Genomic DNA, 13543 nt, shown 5'->3' on the forward strand with positions numbered 1-13543 from the left:
AGCACCGCGGGTGGGCATTAACATCCGGTTTTCGAGGCGGTTCCAATGGCAAAACGACCACCTGAGATAAAGCCGGCAAAACAAATCTCGTTACGTTCGCCGGATCTGGCCAAGGTCCCGCTATCCGAAGAAATCCCGCCTCGTCTGCTCGCGCGCGCGGAACGGTTGCAAGAGGCTTTGTCCCGTCATTTTGTACAAGTCCGCGCCGACAGCCGTGACTCCCGCAGAAAGAAGGAACAATGAGGTGCGCGACCTGCAAGGCTTGCATATCCTGATCGTCGAGGACGAATGGATGCTGGCGGGCGATCTTGCACGTTATTTCAGCAAGATGGGCGCCGTCGTGCTTGGCCCCGTGGCGACAGTCGAACAGGCGTCGAAGCATACCGATGAGGCGGAAGCCGCAATCCTGGACGTCAATCTCAACGGAAGACGGGTATTCCCGATCGCGGACGAACTGATGCGCCGCGGCGTGCCGTTCGTGTTTTTCAGCGGCGACGAAGACATCGTTATTCCTGAGCGCCTTCGGTATGCCAGCAGCCTCAGAAAATCCTCGGACGGCCAGGCTGTTTTCGATGCTCTCTTCCCAGCCGAGACGCCTGCATCGAAAGGAGGTCGAGCGTCGGAGCCCTCGGACGACGTATTTTCACTGCTGCCCAAGCTCAGGCTCGCTGCACGCCTGCTGCTGGGAGACGTGGAGGCCTCCGACCGGCTGGTCGAGCGAACGCTCGAACAGGCCATCGGCGAGATAGACAAGAGACGATCCGGCTCCTCCACGGAGGACTGGCTGAACGGCATCATGCGAAACATCGTCAGGGCACGCGGAGCAAACTTGTTGCACTGACCATGCCCGCCGGCAACTAGCATCTCTGCACATGGATTATGACTCTTTGGCGGTTGGCTTTGGATAGGCCTTGGCCAATTTGAGGCGCGCCTGTTCGGTTGAGAACATCCAGTTGCGGCGGTGCTCCGCCTGGTGTGGCCTTCACCTACGCTCGGGGCATTCATGCCGAGCGGATATTGCAGGGCTTCTCCGGCATCCTGCAGGTCGATGGCTATGCCGGATACAACAGACTGATCGCACCTGACCGTGTCGGCTCGGACATCCGGCTTGCCTATTGTTGGGCACACGCTCGCCGCAAGCTGGTGGAGATAACCCGCAACGGAGCAGCACCTATCGCCGAAGAGGGCGTCAAGCGGATCAGCGAACTGGGTCGGATCGAGGCCGAACTGCGTGGCCTTGATCCGGAGGCTCGCCTCGCCGGACGACAGGAACGATCAACGCCACTGGTCACCGACATGCAGACCTGGCTCGTCCATCACCGGGCCCGTGTCGCGACCAAGTCTCCACTCGGCGAGGCCTTGGCGTACATCGCCAAATATTGGGATGGTTTGAAGCTCTTCCTGACCGACGGCCGCATCGAGATCGACAACAACAGCGTCGAGCGAACCATCCGGCCGATAGCCCTCAATCGCAAGAATGCACTCTTTGCGGGGCACGACGCTGGAGCCGAGAACTGGGCCACCATCGCATCGCTCATCGAGACCAGCAAACTCAACGCTGTCGATCCGCAGGCCTACCTGATCAATACGCTCACCGCCATCGTCAACGGTCACAAGCAGAGCCGGATCGATGAGCTGCTGCCTTGGGCTTACAAGGGGAAGTAATGTGGCCCCGAAGACTACAGTCGGCCCAAAGCGGACTTCGGAAGGTACGCAGATAGAGGATCGGCGAATGCCCCAAAGCCCGCACGCAGGGTGTGGACTCAGGGCGTTCCAGCGTCCTCAGTCTATGGCGAGAGAACTCGACAGTTCTCGGTACGCTTCGATCTGCTGCTGCAAGAGAGCAATCTTCTGCTCCGCCACCTGGATAGCGTCAGAGCCAGCGAGGAAGCGCCGTGGCAGTTCGTCCTGCTCAGCGAGCGTGATTAGAGCGCGTGCCAGCTTAGCGGGGTCACCGCCCTGCTTGCCGTTCTGGGACTTCCAGAAGGCAATCTGTGCCGTGCGTCGCTCGTGATAATCTTCGATCGCGATTTCCGCGTAACTGGTGGACTCCTCCGTCAGAAGCTCCGTGCGGAAAAAGCCTGGGTTGACGATCATCGTCTCGATGCCGAACGGACCGACTTCAGTCTGCAGCGCTTCCATCCAGCCATCGAGGCCAAACTTCGAAGCAGAGTAGGCTGTGCAGAATTCAAAGCCCATCAGACCTGCCGTCGAGGAGATCGAGACGATCTGGCCGGAGCGCTGCTTGCGCATGACCGGAAGGAACGCCCGCGTCACGATCATCGGACCGTCAAGGCTCGTGCTTAGCTGCAACTGCATCTGCTTGGGAGACAGTTCCTCGAAATACCCGGCGTAGAAGCTGGCCGCGTTGTTGACCAGCACGTCGATCCGTCCGAACCGCTCAAGGGTCGCCTGCGCGGCGGCGTCGGCGTCAGCGGCCCTGGTGACATCGAGTTTCACGACAAGAAGGTCGTCGGAAGCACCTAGAGCGTTCGCCACCTTGTCTGGATTACGGCCAGTCGCGACCACCTTGTGGCCGGCTGCCAGGGCCGCCTTGGCAATGTCCAGGCCGAGGCCACGTCCTGCCCCGGTGATGAACCACACTTTGTTACTCATCTCATGTGTCCTTTCATGTTGTCAGCCCTTCACCGATCTTGCGGCGGGCTGTAAGACAGTTGTTCACATCGCCTGCACGGTCGGGCGGACCAGGATCTCGTTGAGGGACGTCCGCTTCGGCCGGCTGAGAGCAAAGGCTATGATTTCGGCGATGTCCTGAGCCGGAATTGCAACGTTGTCGCGGTAGTCCTGAGCAGACTTTTTGCTTTCCTCGTGGGTGATGTGGTCGGATAATTCTGTCGCCACCGCACCAGGCTCGATGACTATCACGCGGATGTCAGGCTGGAGTTCGACGCGAAGCGCCTCGGACCAGCCGTTGATCCCCCATTTGGTTGCCGAATAGGCAGCGAACCCGGCTGGAGCTACGCGACCTGCCACAGAAGAGATGTTCACCAGATCTCCCTTCTTGGCGCGGAGTTGGTCAAGGAAAACCTCAGTCACAGTCATGGCACCCAGGAGATTGGTTTCGACCATCTGCCGATGCTCGGATCGCTTGTCCGATCCAAACGGCGCTGTGAGCATCACGCCTGCGTTATTGACTAGAACATCGGCGCCGCCGAACTCCTGGACGCGCGCGGCGGCTCCAGCGATGGAGTCCCGGTCGGTCACGTCAGCCTGGATCGCGATAGCGCCTTCGCCGAGTTCGTCTGCGAGTGCCGCGACACGCTCGAGGCGCCGCCCTAGAAGGGCTACGCGATATCCTTCTGAAAGAAGCTCACGTGCCAGCGCCTCACCGATTCCGGAGGATGCACCAGTGATTACAGCGACCCGATTGTTGTTATTCATGGTAGTCTCCTTCGTTGTGCTCTCTGGCTGGCCCTACCGATCCGGAAAGACCGGAGCGAGGACCACAGAGGTGGCAGCGCCTCGGACAAGAAGCGCCGCAGGTACCCGGCTAGACTTCAGCCCGTCGGTTCTTGTGGGTTGGTCACCTGACCGGTGACATGCCGGTTCCGCCCTTGGAACTCGTTCCAAGTTTTGCGCCGGTATCGATCATCGCGAGCATTGGTGGGCTCAGACGCGCGCCCTGGACCGTGATCCGGGCAAAGCCGTCATCGATCTCCTTGACATCGGCCGCACTCAACTGGACCTGCAGCGCGTCCATGTTCTGGTCCATCTGGTCCTCCGTTATCGGGCCGGGAATGGGCACGATCCACGGCTTGCGGGCGAGCAACCAGGCAAGGGCGACCTGGCCGGGCGCAGCCTGACGACGTGCGCCTACGCGCTGTAGCAGTTCGACCACCGGCCAGTTGGCGCGGCGGGCTTCAGGCGTGAAGCGCGGCAGGTTGGCCCGTAGGTCGGCAGGGCCATGCACGAACATGGGGGTGACTGTACCGGTCAGGTATCCCATGCCGAGCGGGCTCCATGGCACGAACCCGATGCCAAGCTCCTCGCAGGTCGCCAGAACCTCCACCTCCGGATCGCGGGTCCAGACAGAGTATTCATTCTGCACCGCCGTGACTGGCTGCACTTTGTGGGCGCGGCGGATGGTCGCTTCGCCTGCAGCGGACAGGCCGAAGTGGCGGACCTTGCCTTCACGGATCAATTCCTGCACCGCTCCGGCCACGTCTTCGACGGGCACGGTCGGATCGACACGGTGTTGGTATTGAAGATCAATGTAGTCCGTCTTCAAGCGGCGGAGCTGTTGCTCGGTCACCCGCTTGATATTGTCAGGGCGGCTGTTGACGCCTGTGACCCGGCCTTCGGGCGTGATGTCGAAGCCGAACTTGGTCGCGATGATCACCTGGTCGCGGATCGGCGAAAGCGCTTCGCCAACAATATCCTCGCCCAGGAAGGGTCCATAGACTTCAGCGACGTCGAAAAAGGTCACGCCCCGGTCATGCGCCGCCCGGATGATCCGCACCGCCTCCTGCCTGTTCGTGGGCGGGCTGTACATCCCGGCAAAGTTTTGGCAGCCCATCCCCATGGCAGAGACTTCCAGCGAGCCGAGCATGCGACGCTGAAGGTTCGATGACCTTGCACCTGTGGCTGCGGCACCCGATGTTGCCGTTTGAGCTCTCGACTCGGAAAGAGGCAGCAGCGACGCTGCGGCGATGCCTAGCCCAGCGGCGAACAATTTACGGCGGCTTGGCATCTCGGGAGCGCCTGTTTCGAAATCGTCTGCATAGTTCTTCATGGTGCTGCACCTCCACTGGGTTTGATCAACCTCCGAAACACATCAGCGTTTGCGGCTGTGTCTTCGTGAGTGAGCGCAGAATACGATGGCCGTTCCTTTCAAAAAATGGCATTCGGGTTGATGCGACATTAACCAGAGGTTCATAATGGACAAGGATCAGCTTGATGGGCTTGTGGCGTTTGCGCTTGTCGCCGAGAAGCGGAACTTCACGGCGGCGGCAGAAGCACTCAGGGTTTCGCCGCCTGCGATAAGCAAGATGATCAGACACCTCGAAACTCGCCTGGGCGTCACCCTGCTTACAAGAACGACACGAGCTACGAGCTTGACCGAAGCCGGGGAGAAATTCCTGCAACAGGCGGGACCGGCGCTGGATGCGATCCTTTCCGCTATGAAGGACGCGGGAAGCGCAGCGGACAAGCCTGCCGGTCGTCTGCGCTTGAATGTCCCGCAGACCGTCTATCCGAACTTCCTTAGGCCGCTGATCGCGACCTTTATCGAAAAGTACCCGGATGTGACGGTTGAGATCTTCTTCGAGAACGCGGCCACCAACATATTCGAGCGCGGGTTTGATGCAGGAATACGGGTGTCAGACATCCTTGCCAAAGATGTCGTGGCGCTCAAACTCTTCGGTCCCGTCCGATGGGTTGTGGCTGCTGCACCGGCCTACCTTGACAAGCATGGGCACCCTGAACATCCAAAAGACCTGTTGGCCCATCCTTGCATCTGCGCGGGAGCTGGCAATCGTGTGTACGATCGGTGGGAGTTCGAGAGCGACGGCAAGGAATTTGAGGTTCAGGTAAAGGGGCCGCTGATCCTCAATGATGTTCTGCTGGCGATCGATGCGGCCGTCGACGGCTTAGGGGTCGTTTACAGCCCTGAAGAAGCGATCAGCGACAAGTTGACGAGCGGCAAGCTCGAAGTCGTTCTGGACCACTTCACCGGGACAAGCTCGGGTGTGTACCTCTACTACCCGCAGCGGTCTCAAGTTCACCCCAAACTGCGGGCCTTCATCGAACATCTCAAAGGCCTGGAGAAGAGGTAGCGCGAGCTTCCTATTGGACGCAGCTTTCGCGTCCCACAGAACCGCTGTCAACGCGAAGAATATTGACGGCCTTCGTCACCTTGGTGCTGCGGATCGCAATCCAACAACGTCCGCTGTTGGCGCATTTGTTGCCATCTCCGTCACAGCGGCAGTCTTCGAAACGGCACAACGGCGTCGTGGTCAAGGTGCGAGGCAAACAGCGCTTACGATGCGCGTCGAGGAAGACGAACAGGTTTGCGGTGCGGTTGCGTTTGTACTCGCAGTCGTAGCGCTCCAGCCTTCCCGGCGCGGCCGGGATTGGCTGACGCACCTCGCCGATGAGTTGGGTCGGGCTTTCGTCGAAGCACACCACCGGCCGCTTCGGGTCCGGTGCCTCGGCATAGAGGTCGAGCACATCCTCCATGCGCGCGACATACTCCGCGTCAACCTTTGGAATGCACCACATGTCCTTGCGCCACGGCTTGAGATCGTTCTCGGCCAGGCGCCGGCGCACCGTCTCGCGCGCCAGCTGTTCGTGCTCGGTCAGCTTGACGAACGCATCGGCCAGCAGATCCAGTGTCCAACGGGCCCGACCCGGCGGCGGACTGGAGCAGGCGGTGGCCACCAGCAGGGCTTCTTCCTTGCCCGTCAGCTTGCGTTGCGCGCCTGCGCGTGGCTCTTCGCTGAGCGCCGCCTCTAGGCCCATCTCCACGAAGCGGCGCTTGGTGCGGTAGACAGTGGAGCCGCCGACCGCCACCGTTGTGGCAATGGTCTCGTCACTGCGGCCGGCATCGGCAGCAAGCAGGATCTGCGCCCGCTTGAGCTTGCGCGCCGGATGCTTGCCGCCTGCCAGCATGGCTGTGAGTTCGTCGCGTTCGGGTTGGTCGAGATCGACGCGATAGCGTACATTCATCCCGGAAGGCCTCCTTCGGTTGCGGAGGTTCCGGAAGAATCAGAAAATGAATCAATTAGGTGACGGACGGCCGCCAGACCGACCCCGCTTCACCGAAAAGCAGGGCCAGTACCTCGCCTTCATCTGGACCTACGGCCTGCTCAACGATCGCGCGCCGGCCGAACGCGACATGCAGCGCTTCTTCGGCGTCACCGCACCTTCCGTCCATCAGATGGTGCTCGCCCTTGAGCGCGCTGGATTGATCCGCAGGCAACCCAGCCTCGCGCACAGCATTGAACTGCTCGTCAAACCCGATATCTTACCCAGGCTACAACCCATCGAACCCGTCATTGCTGTGATATCAGGAGCACCCACTGCCAATGACCGAACAGGAAATGATTATCAACGCGTTGGGTGTCGCTCCCAGTGTTGACGTCGCGCTGGAGGCACGCCGGCGTATCGACTTTCTCGGCACGTATCTGCGTGCATCGGGGCTCAGCACCTATGTACTGGGGATCAGCGGCGGGGTGGATTCACTTGCCGCGGCCCTTCTGGCTCAACGGGCCGTTGAGGAACTGCGAACGGCTGGATACGACGCCAAATTCCTGGCCGTTCGGCTCCCGTATGGCAACCAGGCCGACGAGAGCGACGCCCAGCGGGCTTTGGACACCATAGGGGCGGACGAAGTGCATCGGGTCGACATCAAGCCGGCTGCCGACGCAATGCTAGATTCGATCAAGCGGGCTGGTGTCGAGTTCGGCGACGCAGGCCGCGAGGATTTCTTGCTTGGCAACATCAAGGCGCGTCAGCGCATGATTGCCCAGTTCGCGCTCGCCGGCGCCAGCCGAGGACTGGTCATCGGCACCGACCATGCGGCCGAGGCACTGATGGGCTTCTTCACCAAGTTCGGCGACGGCGCCGCCGATATCCTTCCTCTTTCGGGGCTAAACAAACGCAGGGTGCGAGCCTTGGCCGCGCATCTGGGCGCTCCGCCCGAACTCGTCGACAAGATCCCGACCGCCGACCTGGAGAACCTTGTCCCGCTTCGTCCTGACGAAGATGCCCATGGCGTCACGTATGAACAGATCGACGATTTCCTCGAAGGCAAGGAAATCGACGAGGCCGCGCGGACGCGGATTCTTCATGTGCATTCCAGCACGGCACATAAGCGCGCGCTTCCGGTGACAGCGATTGCGCTAACACTCTCGCCATGACGGCATTGGCAATAGTTCCATGATACCGTTTCGTGGTCAGCACCTCGTGGAGATTGCTTCCGCCATGTTGGCAACCGCATCGACGAGCACTTTGACGGCATGAACAGCCGGACTCGATAATATTCCGCACTCGGGTTTGCTACCTTCGAGCGCCTGAGCAGGTTGGCCGATCCGACGTAGGCGGCGACGCCATCTGCAAGCACGATCCTCACGTGAAAGGGTTCTTGCGTGAGGTCGCCGCTGCCATAGTCGATGATGCGCGTCGTCGCCTTTTCCAGGCGAAGTCTAGCCTCGGCGCACCCCGAGAGTTGGGAGGCATCCCTTATGACGAGGACGCGCTCGATCGCTTCCGTCGTCTCGAATAGTTCTGCGGCCAACGCGACATGCAGCGCTTCTTCAGCGTCACCGCGCCTTCCGTCCATCAGATGGTGCTCACCCTCGAGCGGGTCGGATTGATCCGCAGGCAACCGGGCCTCGGCGCAGCATTTGAACTGCTCGTCAAACCCGATATCCTACCCAGGCTACAACCCATCGAACCCGTCGAATCCTCTGTGCAGGGGTACTAGACGATGTTAGCCTTTCCGGCTGCGCTCGACGAACTTGTTGAAGCGGCTAGTCTTTCCGCCGCTGGTCTCATCCTGGTAGAGGAACGCCAGTTCGTTCTCATCGAAGATCCTGAAGAACTCGTCCCATTCGACGGGCTCGAACGTCTCTTCAGGCTCGCCGAAGTCGATGCGCAGTATGCCGCCCTCGCCCTTGGTGCGCACCACCGCCGGCCGCCCGTCGCGATCCTCGGCCCAACGGCGGATTTCGTCGTGATCGGTGGTCGTCTTCGATTCAGACATCGCAATCTCCCTTCGATTCCACCGCAGACCGCGAGACCCCCGCGTTGCCGGTCTGCCTCCACACAACCAGCAGATGCATCGCTGCCCGGCATGTGCGCGCGGTTGGTCGAACATGGCTCCTAACACCAAGCAGCCTTCGATGTTCCCACGCCTGGTTGAACCTACCCCGGCGAGCCTCCTGAACTTTGTTGAAGCAAGGGAACAAACCTTTCGCCCGGAAGTTTGGGGCGGCAAAGCCATTCGTATGAGGAGTTGTCGTGAAACGTATACTGGTCACGGGAGGCTGCGGTTTTATCGGCCGCCACGTCGCCCAGGAACTCGTTGAACATGGCTATGGGGTTTCAATTCTCGATGCGCTGCTGGACCAGGTGCATGGCGGCGAGGCAATCAGCCTGCCGCCAGGCGCGAAGCTGATCAAAGGCGACGTTCGCGATCGCGACGCCATCGCAGAGGCGGTCGACGATGTCGACGCGATCATTCACCTGGCGGCTGAAGTGGGCGTCGGCCAGTCCATGTACGAGATCGCCCGCTATGTCGGCGCCAACGACCTCGGCACCGCCACGTTGCTGGAGGCACTGATCAAACGGCCGATCGAACGGATCGTCGTTGCTTCGTCGATGAGCGTCTATGGCGAGGGTCTCTATGCCACGCCGGACGGCCGGCGCATCGACAATGCAAGACGGCAGCCGGACGACATCCGCAGCGGCCAATGGAATCCCCTGTCGCCGGAAGGAGAAGTCCTGTCGCCGCTGCCGACCGACGAGCAGAAACCGGTCGACCTCGCCTCGATCTACGCATTGACGAAATACGCCCAGGAACGCGCCGTGCTGATCTTCGGCGAAGCCTATGGCGTCGATGCGGTGGCGCTGCGCCTGTTCAATGTCTTCGGTGCCGGACAGGCACTCTCCAACCCGTATACCGGCGTGTTGGCGAACTTCGCCTCGCGCATCGCCAATGGCCAGCGGCCGCTGATTTTCGAAGACGGCGAACAGCAGCGCGACTTCGTTCATGTACGCGATGTCGCCCTCGCCTTCCGGCTGGCGCTGGAACAGCCCCAGGCGCGCGGCCACGTCATCAACATCGGCAGCGGGCGAGCCTACGCGGTCAGCGAGGTCGCCCGGCTGCTCGCCGAAGCAATGGGCGTGCCTGGCCGCCAGCCGGAAATCCTCGGCAAGGCACGCTCCGGCGATATCCGCAACTGCTTTGCCGACATCTCGAAGGCGCGCGAACTGCTCGGCTTCCAGCCGCAGTACAGGCTGGAGCATTCGCTCGGCGATTTCGTCGCCTGGGTGCGTAACACGGTCGCCATCGATCGCAGCGCCGAGATGAAGCGGGAACTCGAAGCGCGAGGGCTGGTATCATGAGACCGGATTCACGCAATTTTCGCGAAGCGCCCGTCGCCATTATCGGCGGCAGCGGCTTCATCGGCTCGAACCTCGCCGACAGCCTGTTGTCGGACGGCGAGCCGGTGCTGGTCATCGACAATCTGAGCCGTCCCGGCGTCGAACAGAACCTGGAATGGCTGACGCAAAAGCACGGCAACCGCCTCGCCGTCGAAATCGCCGATGTCCGTGACGCCGAGGCGCTGATGCCGCTGGTGGCGCGTTCGAAGGCGGTTTTCCACTTTGCCGCGCAGACCGCCGTCACCACGAGCCTGGTTCGGCCGGACGAGGATTTCGACATCAACCTGCGCGGGACGTTCAACGTCCTGGAGGCCGCTCGCCGCAGCGGCAAGCGCATCCCCGTCGTTTTCGCCAGCACCAACAAGGTCTATGGCCGCCTCGCCGATCTCGCCATGCGCGAAGAAGGCGGCAGATACGCGCCTCGCGACGCGGGCGTCCATGCGCACGGCATCGACGAGACGCGCGGCCTCGATTTCTGCACGCCCTATGGCTGCTCCAAGGGCGCGGCGGACCAGTATGTCCTCGATTACGCCAAGTCATACGATCTGCCGACGGCGGTGCTGCGCATGAGCTGCATCTATGGACCGCGCCAGTTCGGGACGGAGGATCAGGGCTGGGTCGCCCATTTCCTGCTTAGTGCCTTCTCCGACCGGCCGATCACCATCTATGGCGATGGCAAGCAGGTGCGCGACATCCTCCACGTTGCCGACGCGGTCGCGGCTTACCGCGCCGTGCTCGACCGCATCGAGGCGGTCAAGGGCCAGCCATTCAATCTCGGCGGCGGACCGGACAACGCCGTCAGCCTGCGCATGCTGCTGAAGGAGATTCGCGACATAACGAAACGGGACGTTCCGATTCGTTACGACCGCGAACGCACCGGCGACCAACCGTTCTTCGTCGCCGACACACGCGCGATCGAGGCGGCGCTGGGATGGAAAGCGCACGTCCCGTGGCAAAACGGCATCCGCGACCTCGCCGACTGGCTGCAGCATCATCGCCTCGACCCGCATCCCGAACCGGCGAGGTACGTGGCATGAGGGTCGCTCTGGTCAATCCGTCCTGGACCTACCAGGACAGCATCTATTTCGGCTGCCGCCAGCCGCATCTGCCGCTCGAACTCGGCTATTCGAAAGCGCTGCTCGAAGCAGCCGGCCACGAGGTGCTGATGCTGGACGGGCAGATCCAGAAGCTCGACAACGCCGCGCTCGCCGATCGCGCCGCCGCATTCGAGCCTGACATGACCGTCGTCAGCACCGCGCCGACCTACCTGTTCTGGCGCTGCGCACCGCCCGAGTTGCGCGTGCCGGCCGATTTTCTCAACCATCTTGCCGGGCGCGGCGGTCGCACCGTCGCCGTCGGGCCGCATGGCTCGGCGACGCCGACGCCGACTTTGCGCAAGCTTGGCGTCGACATCGTCGTGCGCGGCGAATGCGAGGAAGTGGTCGCGGAACTTGCCCGGCGCGACGACTGGAGTGCGGTGCCGTCCACCGCCCACTTCGAGGATGGAGAACTGGTCTCGAACGGCGGCGTGCATGCGAGCTCGTTCATCGATCACCCAGCGCTCGAATGGCCATCAGACTGGATTGCCGCCCATTCGCACCATCATCACCGCTTCGACGACGACCAGGTCGGCTTTGGAGCGGAGGTCGAGGCGTCGCGCGGCTGCCCGTATAATTGCAGTTTCTGCGCCAAGATCGATTTCCGCGATGCCTATCGCCGCCGGAACCACGAAGCAGTGATCGCCGAGATCGACCGGCTGATCGCACAGGGCGTCGGCTACATCTATTTCATCGACGAGATCTTCCTGCCGCAAAAGGCATTGCTGGAGGCGCTGGTCGATCGTGATGTGAAGTTCGGCGTGCAGACCCGTATCGACCTCTGGAAGCCGGAATTGCTGAAGCTGCTCGGTGCCGCCGGCTGCGTCTCGATCGAGGCGGGCCTCGAAAGCCTGACGGTGGAAGGCCGCGCCATGCTGGCAAAACGCTGCCGTTTGGGCACCGAGGAGCTGGCCGCGTTGCTGGTCGACGCAAGGCGCCACGTGCCGTTCGTGCAGGCCAATCTGATCGGCGTGGTCGAGGACGATCCCGCGCTCGTCGATTATTGGCGGAAGCACCTGATCGACAACGGCGTTTGGGCCAACGAACCGGTGCCGCTCTATCCTTATCCGAGTTCGCCGAGCTACCGCGAACTTTGGGGCGAGCCGGACGATCTCGCCTGGGAGCGCGCGCATGAACATTATCTCGCATCCTTCCGAACGTTCAGCGACATCCAGGAGAAGCGGCCGCGTCCGCTGGCCGAATTGGAGGCCACATGTTGCGGACACTGAGCCCGCGGCCGCGGCGTATCCTGATGACTGTCGATGCGGTTGGCGGCGTCTGGCGCTATGCGCTCGATCTGGCCAGGCAACTGGTCGCCGGCGGCGACAGCGTCGTGCTTGCCGGGCTTGGTCCGGAACCGTCCAGGCAGCAGGCGGAGGAGGCCCAGTCATTCGCAACGCTGACATGGCTCAACACGCCGCCCGACTGGATGACCCGCAACGAGCACGACCTCGACACATTGCAGCAGGAGCTGCACCCGCTCATACGTGACTACGCCGTCGAAATCGTCCATCTCAACGCGCCGACGCAGGCCGCGGGGCTCGACGTGCCCTGCCCCGTCGTGGCGGTGTCGCATTCCTGCGTGGTGACATGGTTCCACGCCGTCAAGGGACAGGCGGCGGACGGCGAATGGGCTTGGCAGAAGGACCGCAACCGGCGCGGTCTCGACAAAGCAGGAATGGTCGTTGCGCCCAGCCGCAGCCATGCCGACATGCTCGAAACCTGCTACGGGCCGATCGCGCGCCTGAGTGTCGTCGGCAACGGCGCACGGCCCGGCGCGAAGAGCGAAAGGCGGGAATCGATCGTTTTCGCCGCTGCGCGCTGGTGGGATGAAGGAAAGAACGCGGCGGTGCTTGACCAGGCCGCCTCCCTGACGCAATGGCCGGTCTTCGTCGCCGGCTCGCAGCAAGGGCCGGACGGCCAGCATGTTGGCTTCAGTGGCGCCGTTCCCCTCGGGCCGGTGCCACATGAGGAAGTGCGCTCGCTGATGGCTCGGGCCGGTATCTTCGTATCGCCGTCGCTCTACGAACCGTTCGGCCTGGCCACGCTGGAAGCCGCAATGTCGGCAACGCCCTTGGTGCTCGCCGATATCGCGACCTACCAGGAACTGTGGGACGGCGCGGCCCTGTTCTACGACGTGCGCGATCCGAGTGATCTCGCCAGCTGCATCAATGGCCTTTGCAATGACGCGCAGCGCCGGCGAGAGCTCGGTGAGGCGGCGGCGCGCCGAAGCCGCAGATTTTCACTGGCAAGGCAGGCGACCGCCATGCGCGGCGTCTACGACAAGGCGGCCCTGGCCACCATGGCGGATAATTGAT

The 13543-nt window shown here is 62.2% G+C and carries 14 protein-coding genes and 2 pseudogenes; 11 read left to right on the forward strand and 5 right to left on the reverse strand.

From position 1 onward, the window contains the following. Positions 1–45 precede the first annotated feature (45 nt). From NKI16_RS12525 to tnpC, 3 genes and pseudogenes are all read left to right on the forward strand, one after another. Entirely contained in the window at positions 46–243 is a 198-nt protein-coding gene (locus NKI16_RS12525) for a hypothetical protein (protein WP_352457435.1), read from the forward strand. A gap of 49 nt (positions 244–292) precedes the next feature. Then, positions 293–841: a response regulator gene (locus NKI16_RS12530; protein ID WP_352691156.1), complete on the forward strand. Its 549-nt coding sequence runs from the start codon at positions 293–295 to the stop codon at positions 839–841. A gap of 116 nt (positions 842–957) precedes the next feature. Continuing rightward, positions 958–1665, forward strand: a pseudogene (tnpC, locus tag NKI16_RS12535) (IS66 family transposase); the annotation flags it as partial. A 117-nt stretch (positions 1666–1782) separates the two neighbouring features. On the opposite strand, the gene NKI16_RS12540 reads toward tnpC, so the two are convergent. The 3 genes from NKI16_RS12540 to NKI16_RS12550 all read right to left on the reverse strand — a co-directional run bounded on the left by NKI16_RS12540 (position 1783) and on the right by NKI16_RS12550 (position 4570). Further along, a complete protein-coding gene (locus tag NKI16_RS12540; RefSeq protein WP_023676115.1) occupies positions 1783–2616 on the reverse strand; it encodes an SDR family NAD(P)-dependent oxidoreductase in 834 nt (277 codons plus the stop codon). Between the two features lie 63 nt (positions 2617–2679). Continuing rightward, positions 2680–3402, reverse strand: coding sequence for an SDR family oxidoreductase (locus NKI16_RS12545; RefSeq protein ID WP_023676116.1), 723 nt, complete (start codon positions 3400–3402; stop codon positions 2680–2682). 142 nt (positions 3403–3544) lie between these two features. Next, a complete protein-coding gene (locus tag NKI16_RS12550; RefSeq protein WP_051406112.1) occupies positions 3545–4570 on the reverse strand; it encodes an aldo/keto reductase in 1026 nt (341 codons plus the stop codon). Between the two features lie 328 nt (positions 4571–4898). Between NKI16_RS12550 and NKI16_RS12555 the strand changes: the two genes are divergently transcribed. Then, the gene (locus NKI16_RS12555; RefSeq protein WP_023676118.1) at positions 4899–5795 is read left to right on the forward strand and encodes a LysR substrate-binding domain-containing protein; all 897 of its coding nucleotides are present in this window, start codon (positions 4899–4901) and stop codon (positions 5793–5795) included. A gap of 205 nt (positions 5796–6000) precedes the next feature. Here the strand turns inward: NKI16_RS12555 and NKI16_RS12560 are convergent. Beyond that, a pseudogene (locus NKI16_RS12560) lies at positions 6001–6687 on the reverse strand (IS630 family transposase); the annotation flags it as partial. A 46-nt stretch (positions 6688–6733) separates the two neighbouring features. On the opposite strand from NKI16_RS12560, the gene NKI16_RS12565 reads away from it, so the two are divergent. The 3 genes from NKI16_RS12565 (at position 6734) to NKI16_RS12575 (ending at position 8446) form a co-directional block, all read left to right on the forward strand. Beyond that, positions 6734–7099 (forward strand): LexA family protein, encoded by a 366-nt coding sequence (locus NKI16_RS12565; protein WP_352579606.1) that lies wholly within the window; start codon positions 6734–6736, stop codon positions 7097–7099. Then, positions 7047–7880 (forward strand): NAD(+) synthase, encoded by an 834-nt coding sequence (gene nadE / locus NKI16_RS12570; protein WP_023676120.1) that lies wholly within the window; start codon positions 7047–7049, stop codon positions 7878–7880. The genes NKI16_RS12565 and nadE overlap by 53 nt, the downstream gene beginning before the upstream one ends. A gap of 383 nt (positions 7881–8263) precedes the next feature. Beyond that, positions 8264–8446: a hypothetical protein gene (locus tag NKI16_RS12575; protein ID WP_352579605.1), complete on the forward strand. Its 183-nt coding sequence runs from the start codon at positions 8264–8266 to the stop codon at positions 8444–8446. Positions 8447–8452: 6 nt separating this feature from the next. On the opposite strand, the gene NKI16_RS12580 is transcribed toward NKI16_RS12575, so the two are convergent. Beyond that, positions 8453–8725 carry a hypothetical protein gene (locus NKI16_RS12580; RefSeq protein WP_023676123.1) on the reverse strand — a complete coding sequence of 91 codons (273 nt, stop codon included), beginning with the start codon at positions 8723–8725 and terminating at the stop codon, positions 8453–8455. Positions 8726–8982: 257 nt separating this feature from the next. On the opposite strand from NKI16_RS12580, the gene NKI16_RS12585 reads away from it, so the two are divergent. From NKI16_RS12585 to NKI16_RS12600, 4 genes are read left to right on the forward strand one after another with little or no spacing between them, the layout of a single operon-like run. Continuing rightward, positions 8983–10089 carry an NAD-dependent epimerase/dehydratase family protein gene (locus NKI16_RS12585; RefSeq protein WP_352922856.1) on the forward strand — a complete coding sequence of 369 codons (1107 nt, stop codon included), beginning with the start codon at positions 8983–8985 and terminating at the stop codon, positions 10087–10089. Next, positions 10086–11165, forward strand: a complete 1080-nt coding sequence (locus tag NKI16_RS12590) for an NAD-dependent epimerase/dehydratase family protein (RefSeq protein ID WP_352922858.1) — start codon at positions 10086–10088, stop codon at positions 11163–11165. The genes NKI16_RS12585 and NKI16_RS12590 overlap by 4 nt, the downstream gene beginning before the upstream one ends. Then, positions 11162–12454 carry a TIGR04295 family B12-binding domain-containing radical SAM protein gene (locus NKI16_RS12595; RefSeq protein WP_352922861.1) on the forward strand — a complete coding sequence of 431 codons (1293 nt, stop codon included), beginning with the start codon at positions 11162–11164 and terminating at the stop codon, positions 12452–12454. Before NKI16_RS12590 ends, NKI16_RS12595 begins: the two co-directional genes overlap by 4 nt. Next, positions 12439–13542: a glycosyltransferase family 4 protein gene (locus NKI16_RS12600; protein ID WP_352922864.1), complete on the forward strand. Its 1104-nt coding sequence runs from the start codon at positions 12439–12441 to the stop codon at positions 13540–13542. Before NKI16_RS12595 ends, NKI16_RS12600 begins: the two co-directional genes overlap by 16 nt. Position 13543 lies beyond the last annotated feature (1 nt).

Source organism: Mesorhizobium sp. M0698, from assembly GCF_040320455.1.
Classification (GTDB): domain Bacteria; phylum Pseudomonadota; class Alphaproteobacteria; order Rhizobiales; family Rhizobiaceae; genus Mesorhizobium.

Excerpts from the sequence above, each read along its gene's own strand:
- NKI16_RS12595 (WP_352922861.1), top strand. The coding sequence starts at position 11,162 with ATGAGGGTCGCTCTGGTCAATCCGTCCTGGACCTACCAGGACAGCATC.
- NKI16_RS12580 (WP_023676123.1), bottom strand. The coding sequence starts at position 8,725 with ATGTCTGAATCGAAGACGACCACCGATCACGACGAAATCCGCCGTTGG.
- NKI16_RS12525 (WP_352457435.1), top strand. The coding sequence starts at position 46 with ATGGCAAAACGACCACCTGAGATAAAGCCGGCAAAACAAATCTCGTTA.
- NKI16_RS12600 (WP_352922864.1), top strand. The coding sequence starts at position 12,439 with ATGTTGCGGACACTGAGCCCGCGGCCGCGGCGTATCCTGATGACTGTC.
- NKI16_RS12565 (WP_352579606.1), top strand. The coding sequence starts at position 6,734 with ATGAATCAATTAGGTGACGGACGGCCGCCAGACCGACCCCGCTTCACC.
- NKI16_RS12555 (WP_023676118.1), top strand. The coding sequence starts at position 4,899 with ATGGACAAGGATCAGCTTGATGGGCTTGTGGCGTTTGCGCTTGTCGCC.
- NKI16_RS12545 (WP_023676116.1), bottom strand. The coding sequence starts at position 3,402 with ATGAATAACAACAATCGGGTCGCTGTAATCACTGGTGCATCCTCCGGA.
- nadE (WP_023676120.1), top strand. The coding sequence starts at position 7,047 with ATGACCGAACAGGAAATGATTATCAACGCGTTGGGTGTCGCTCCCAGT.
- NKI16_RS12550 (WP_051406112.1), bottom strand. The coding sequence starts at position 4,570 with ATGCTCGGCTCGCTGGAAGTCTCTGCCATGGGGATGGGCTGCCAAAAC.
- NKI16_RS12590 (WP_352922858.1), top strand. The coding sequence starts at position 10,086 with ATGAGACCGGATTCACGCAATTTTCGCGAAGCGCCCGTCGCCATTATC.
- NKI16_RS12540 (WP_023676115.1), bottom strand. The coding sequence starts at position 2,616 with ATGAGTAACAAAGTGTGGTTCATCACCGGGGCAGGACGTGGCCTCGGC.
- NKI16_RS12530 (WP_352691156.1), top strand. The coding sequence starts at position 293 with ATGCTGGCGGGCGATCTTGCACGTTATTTCAGCAAGATGGGCGCCGTC.
- NKI16_RS12575 (WP_352579605.1), top strand. The coding sequence starts at position 8,264 with ATGCAGCGCTTCTTCAGCGTCACCGCGCCTTCCGTCCATCAGATGGTG.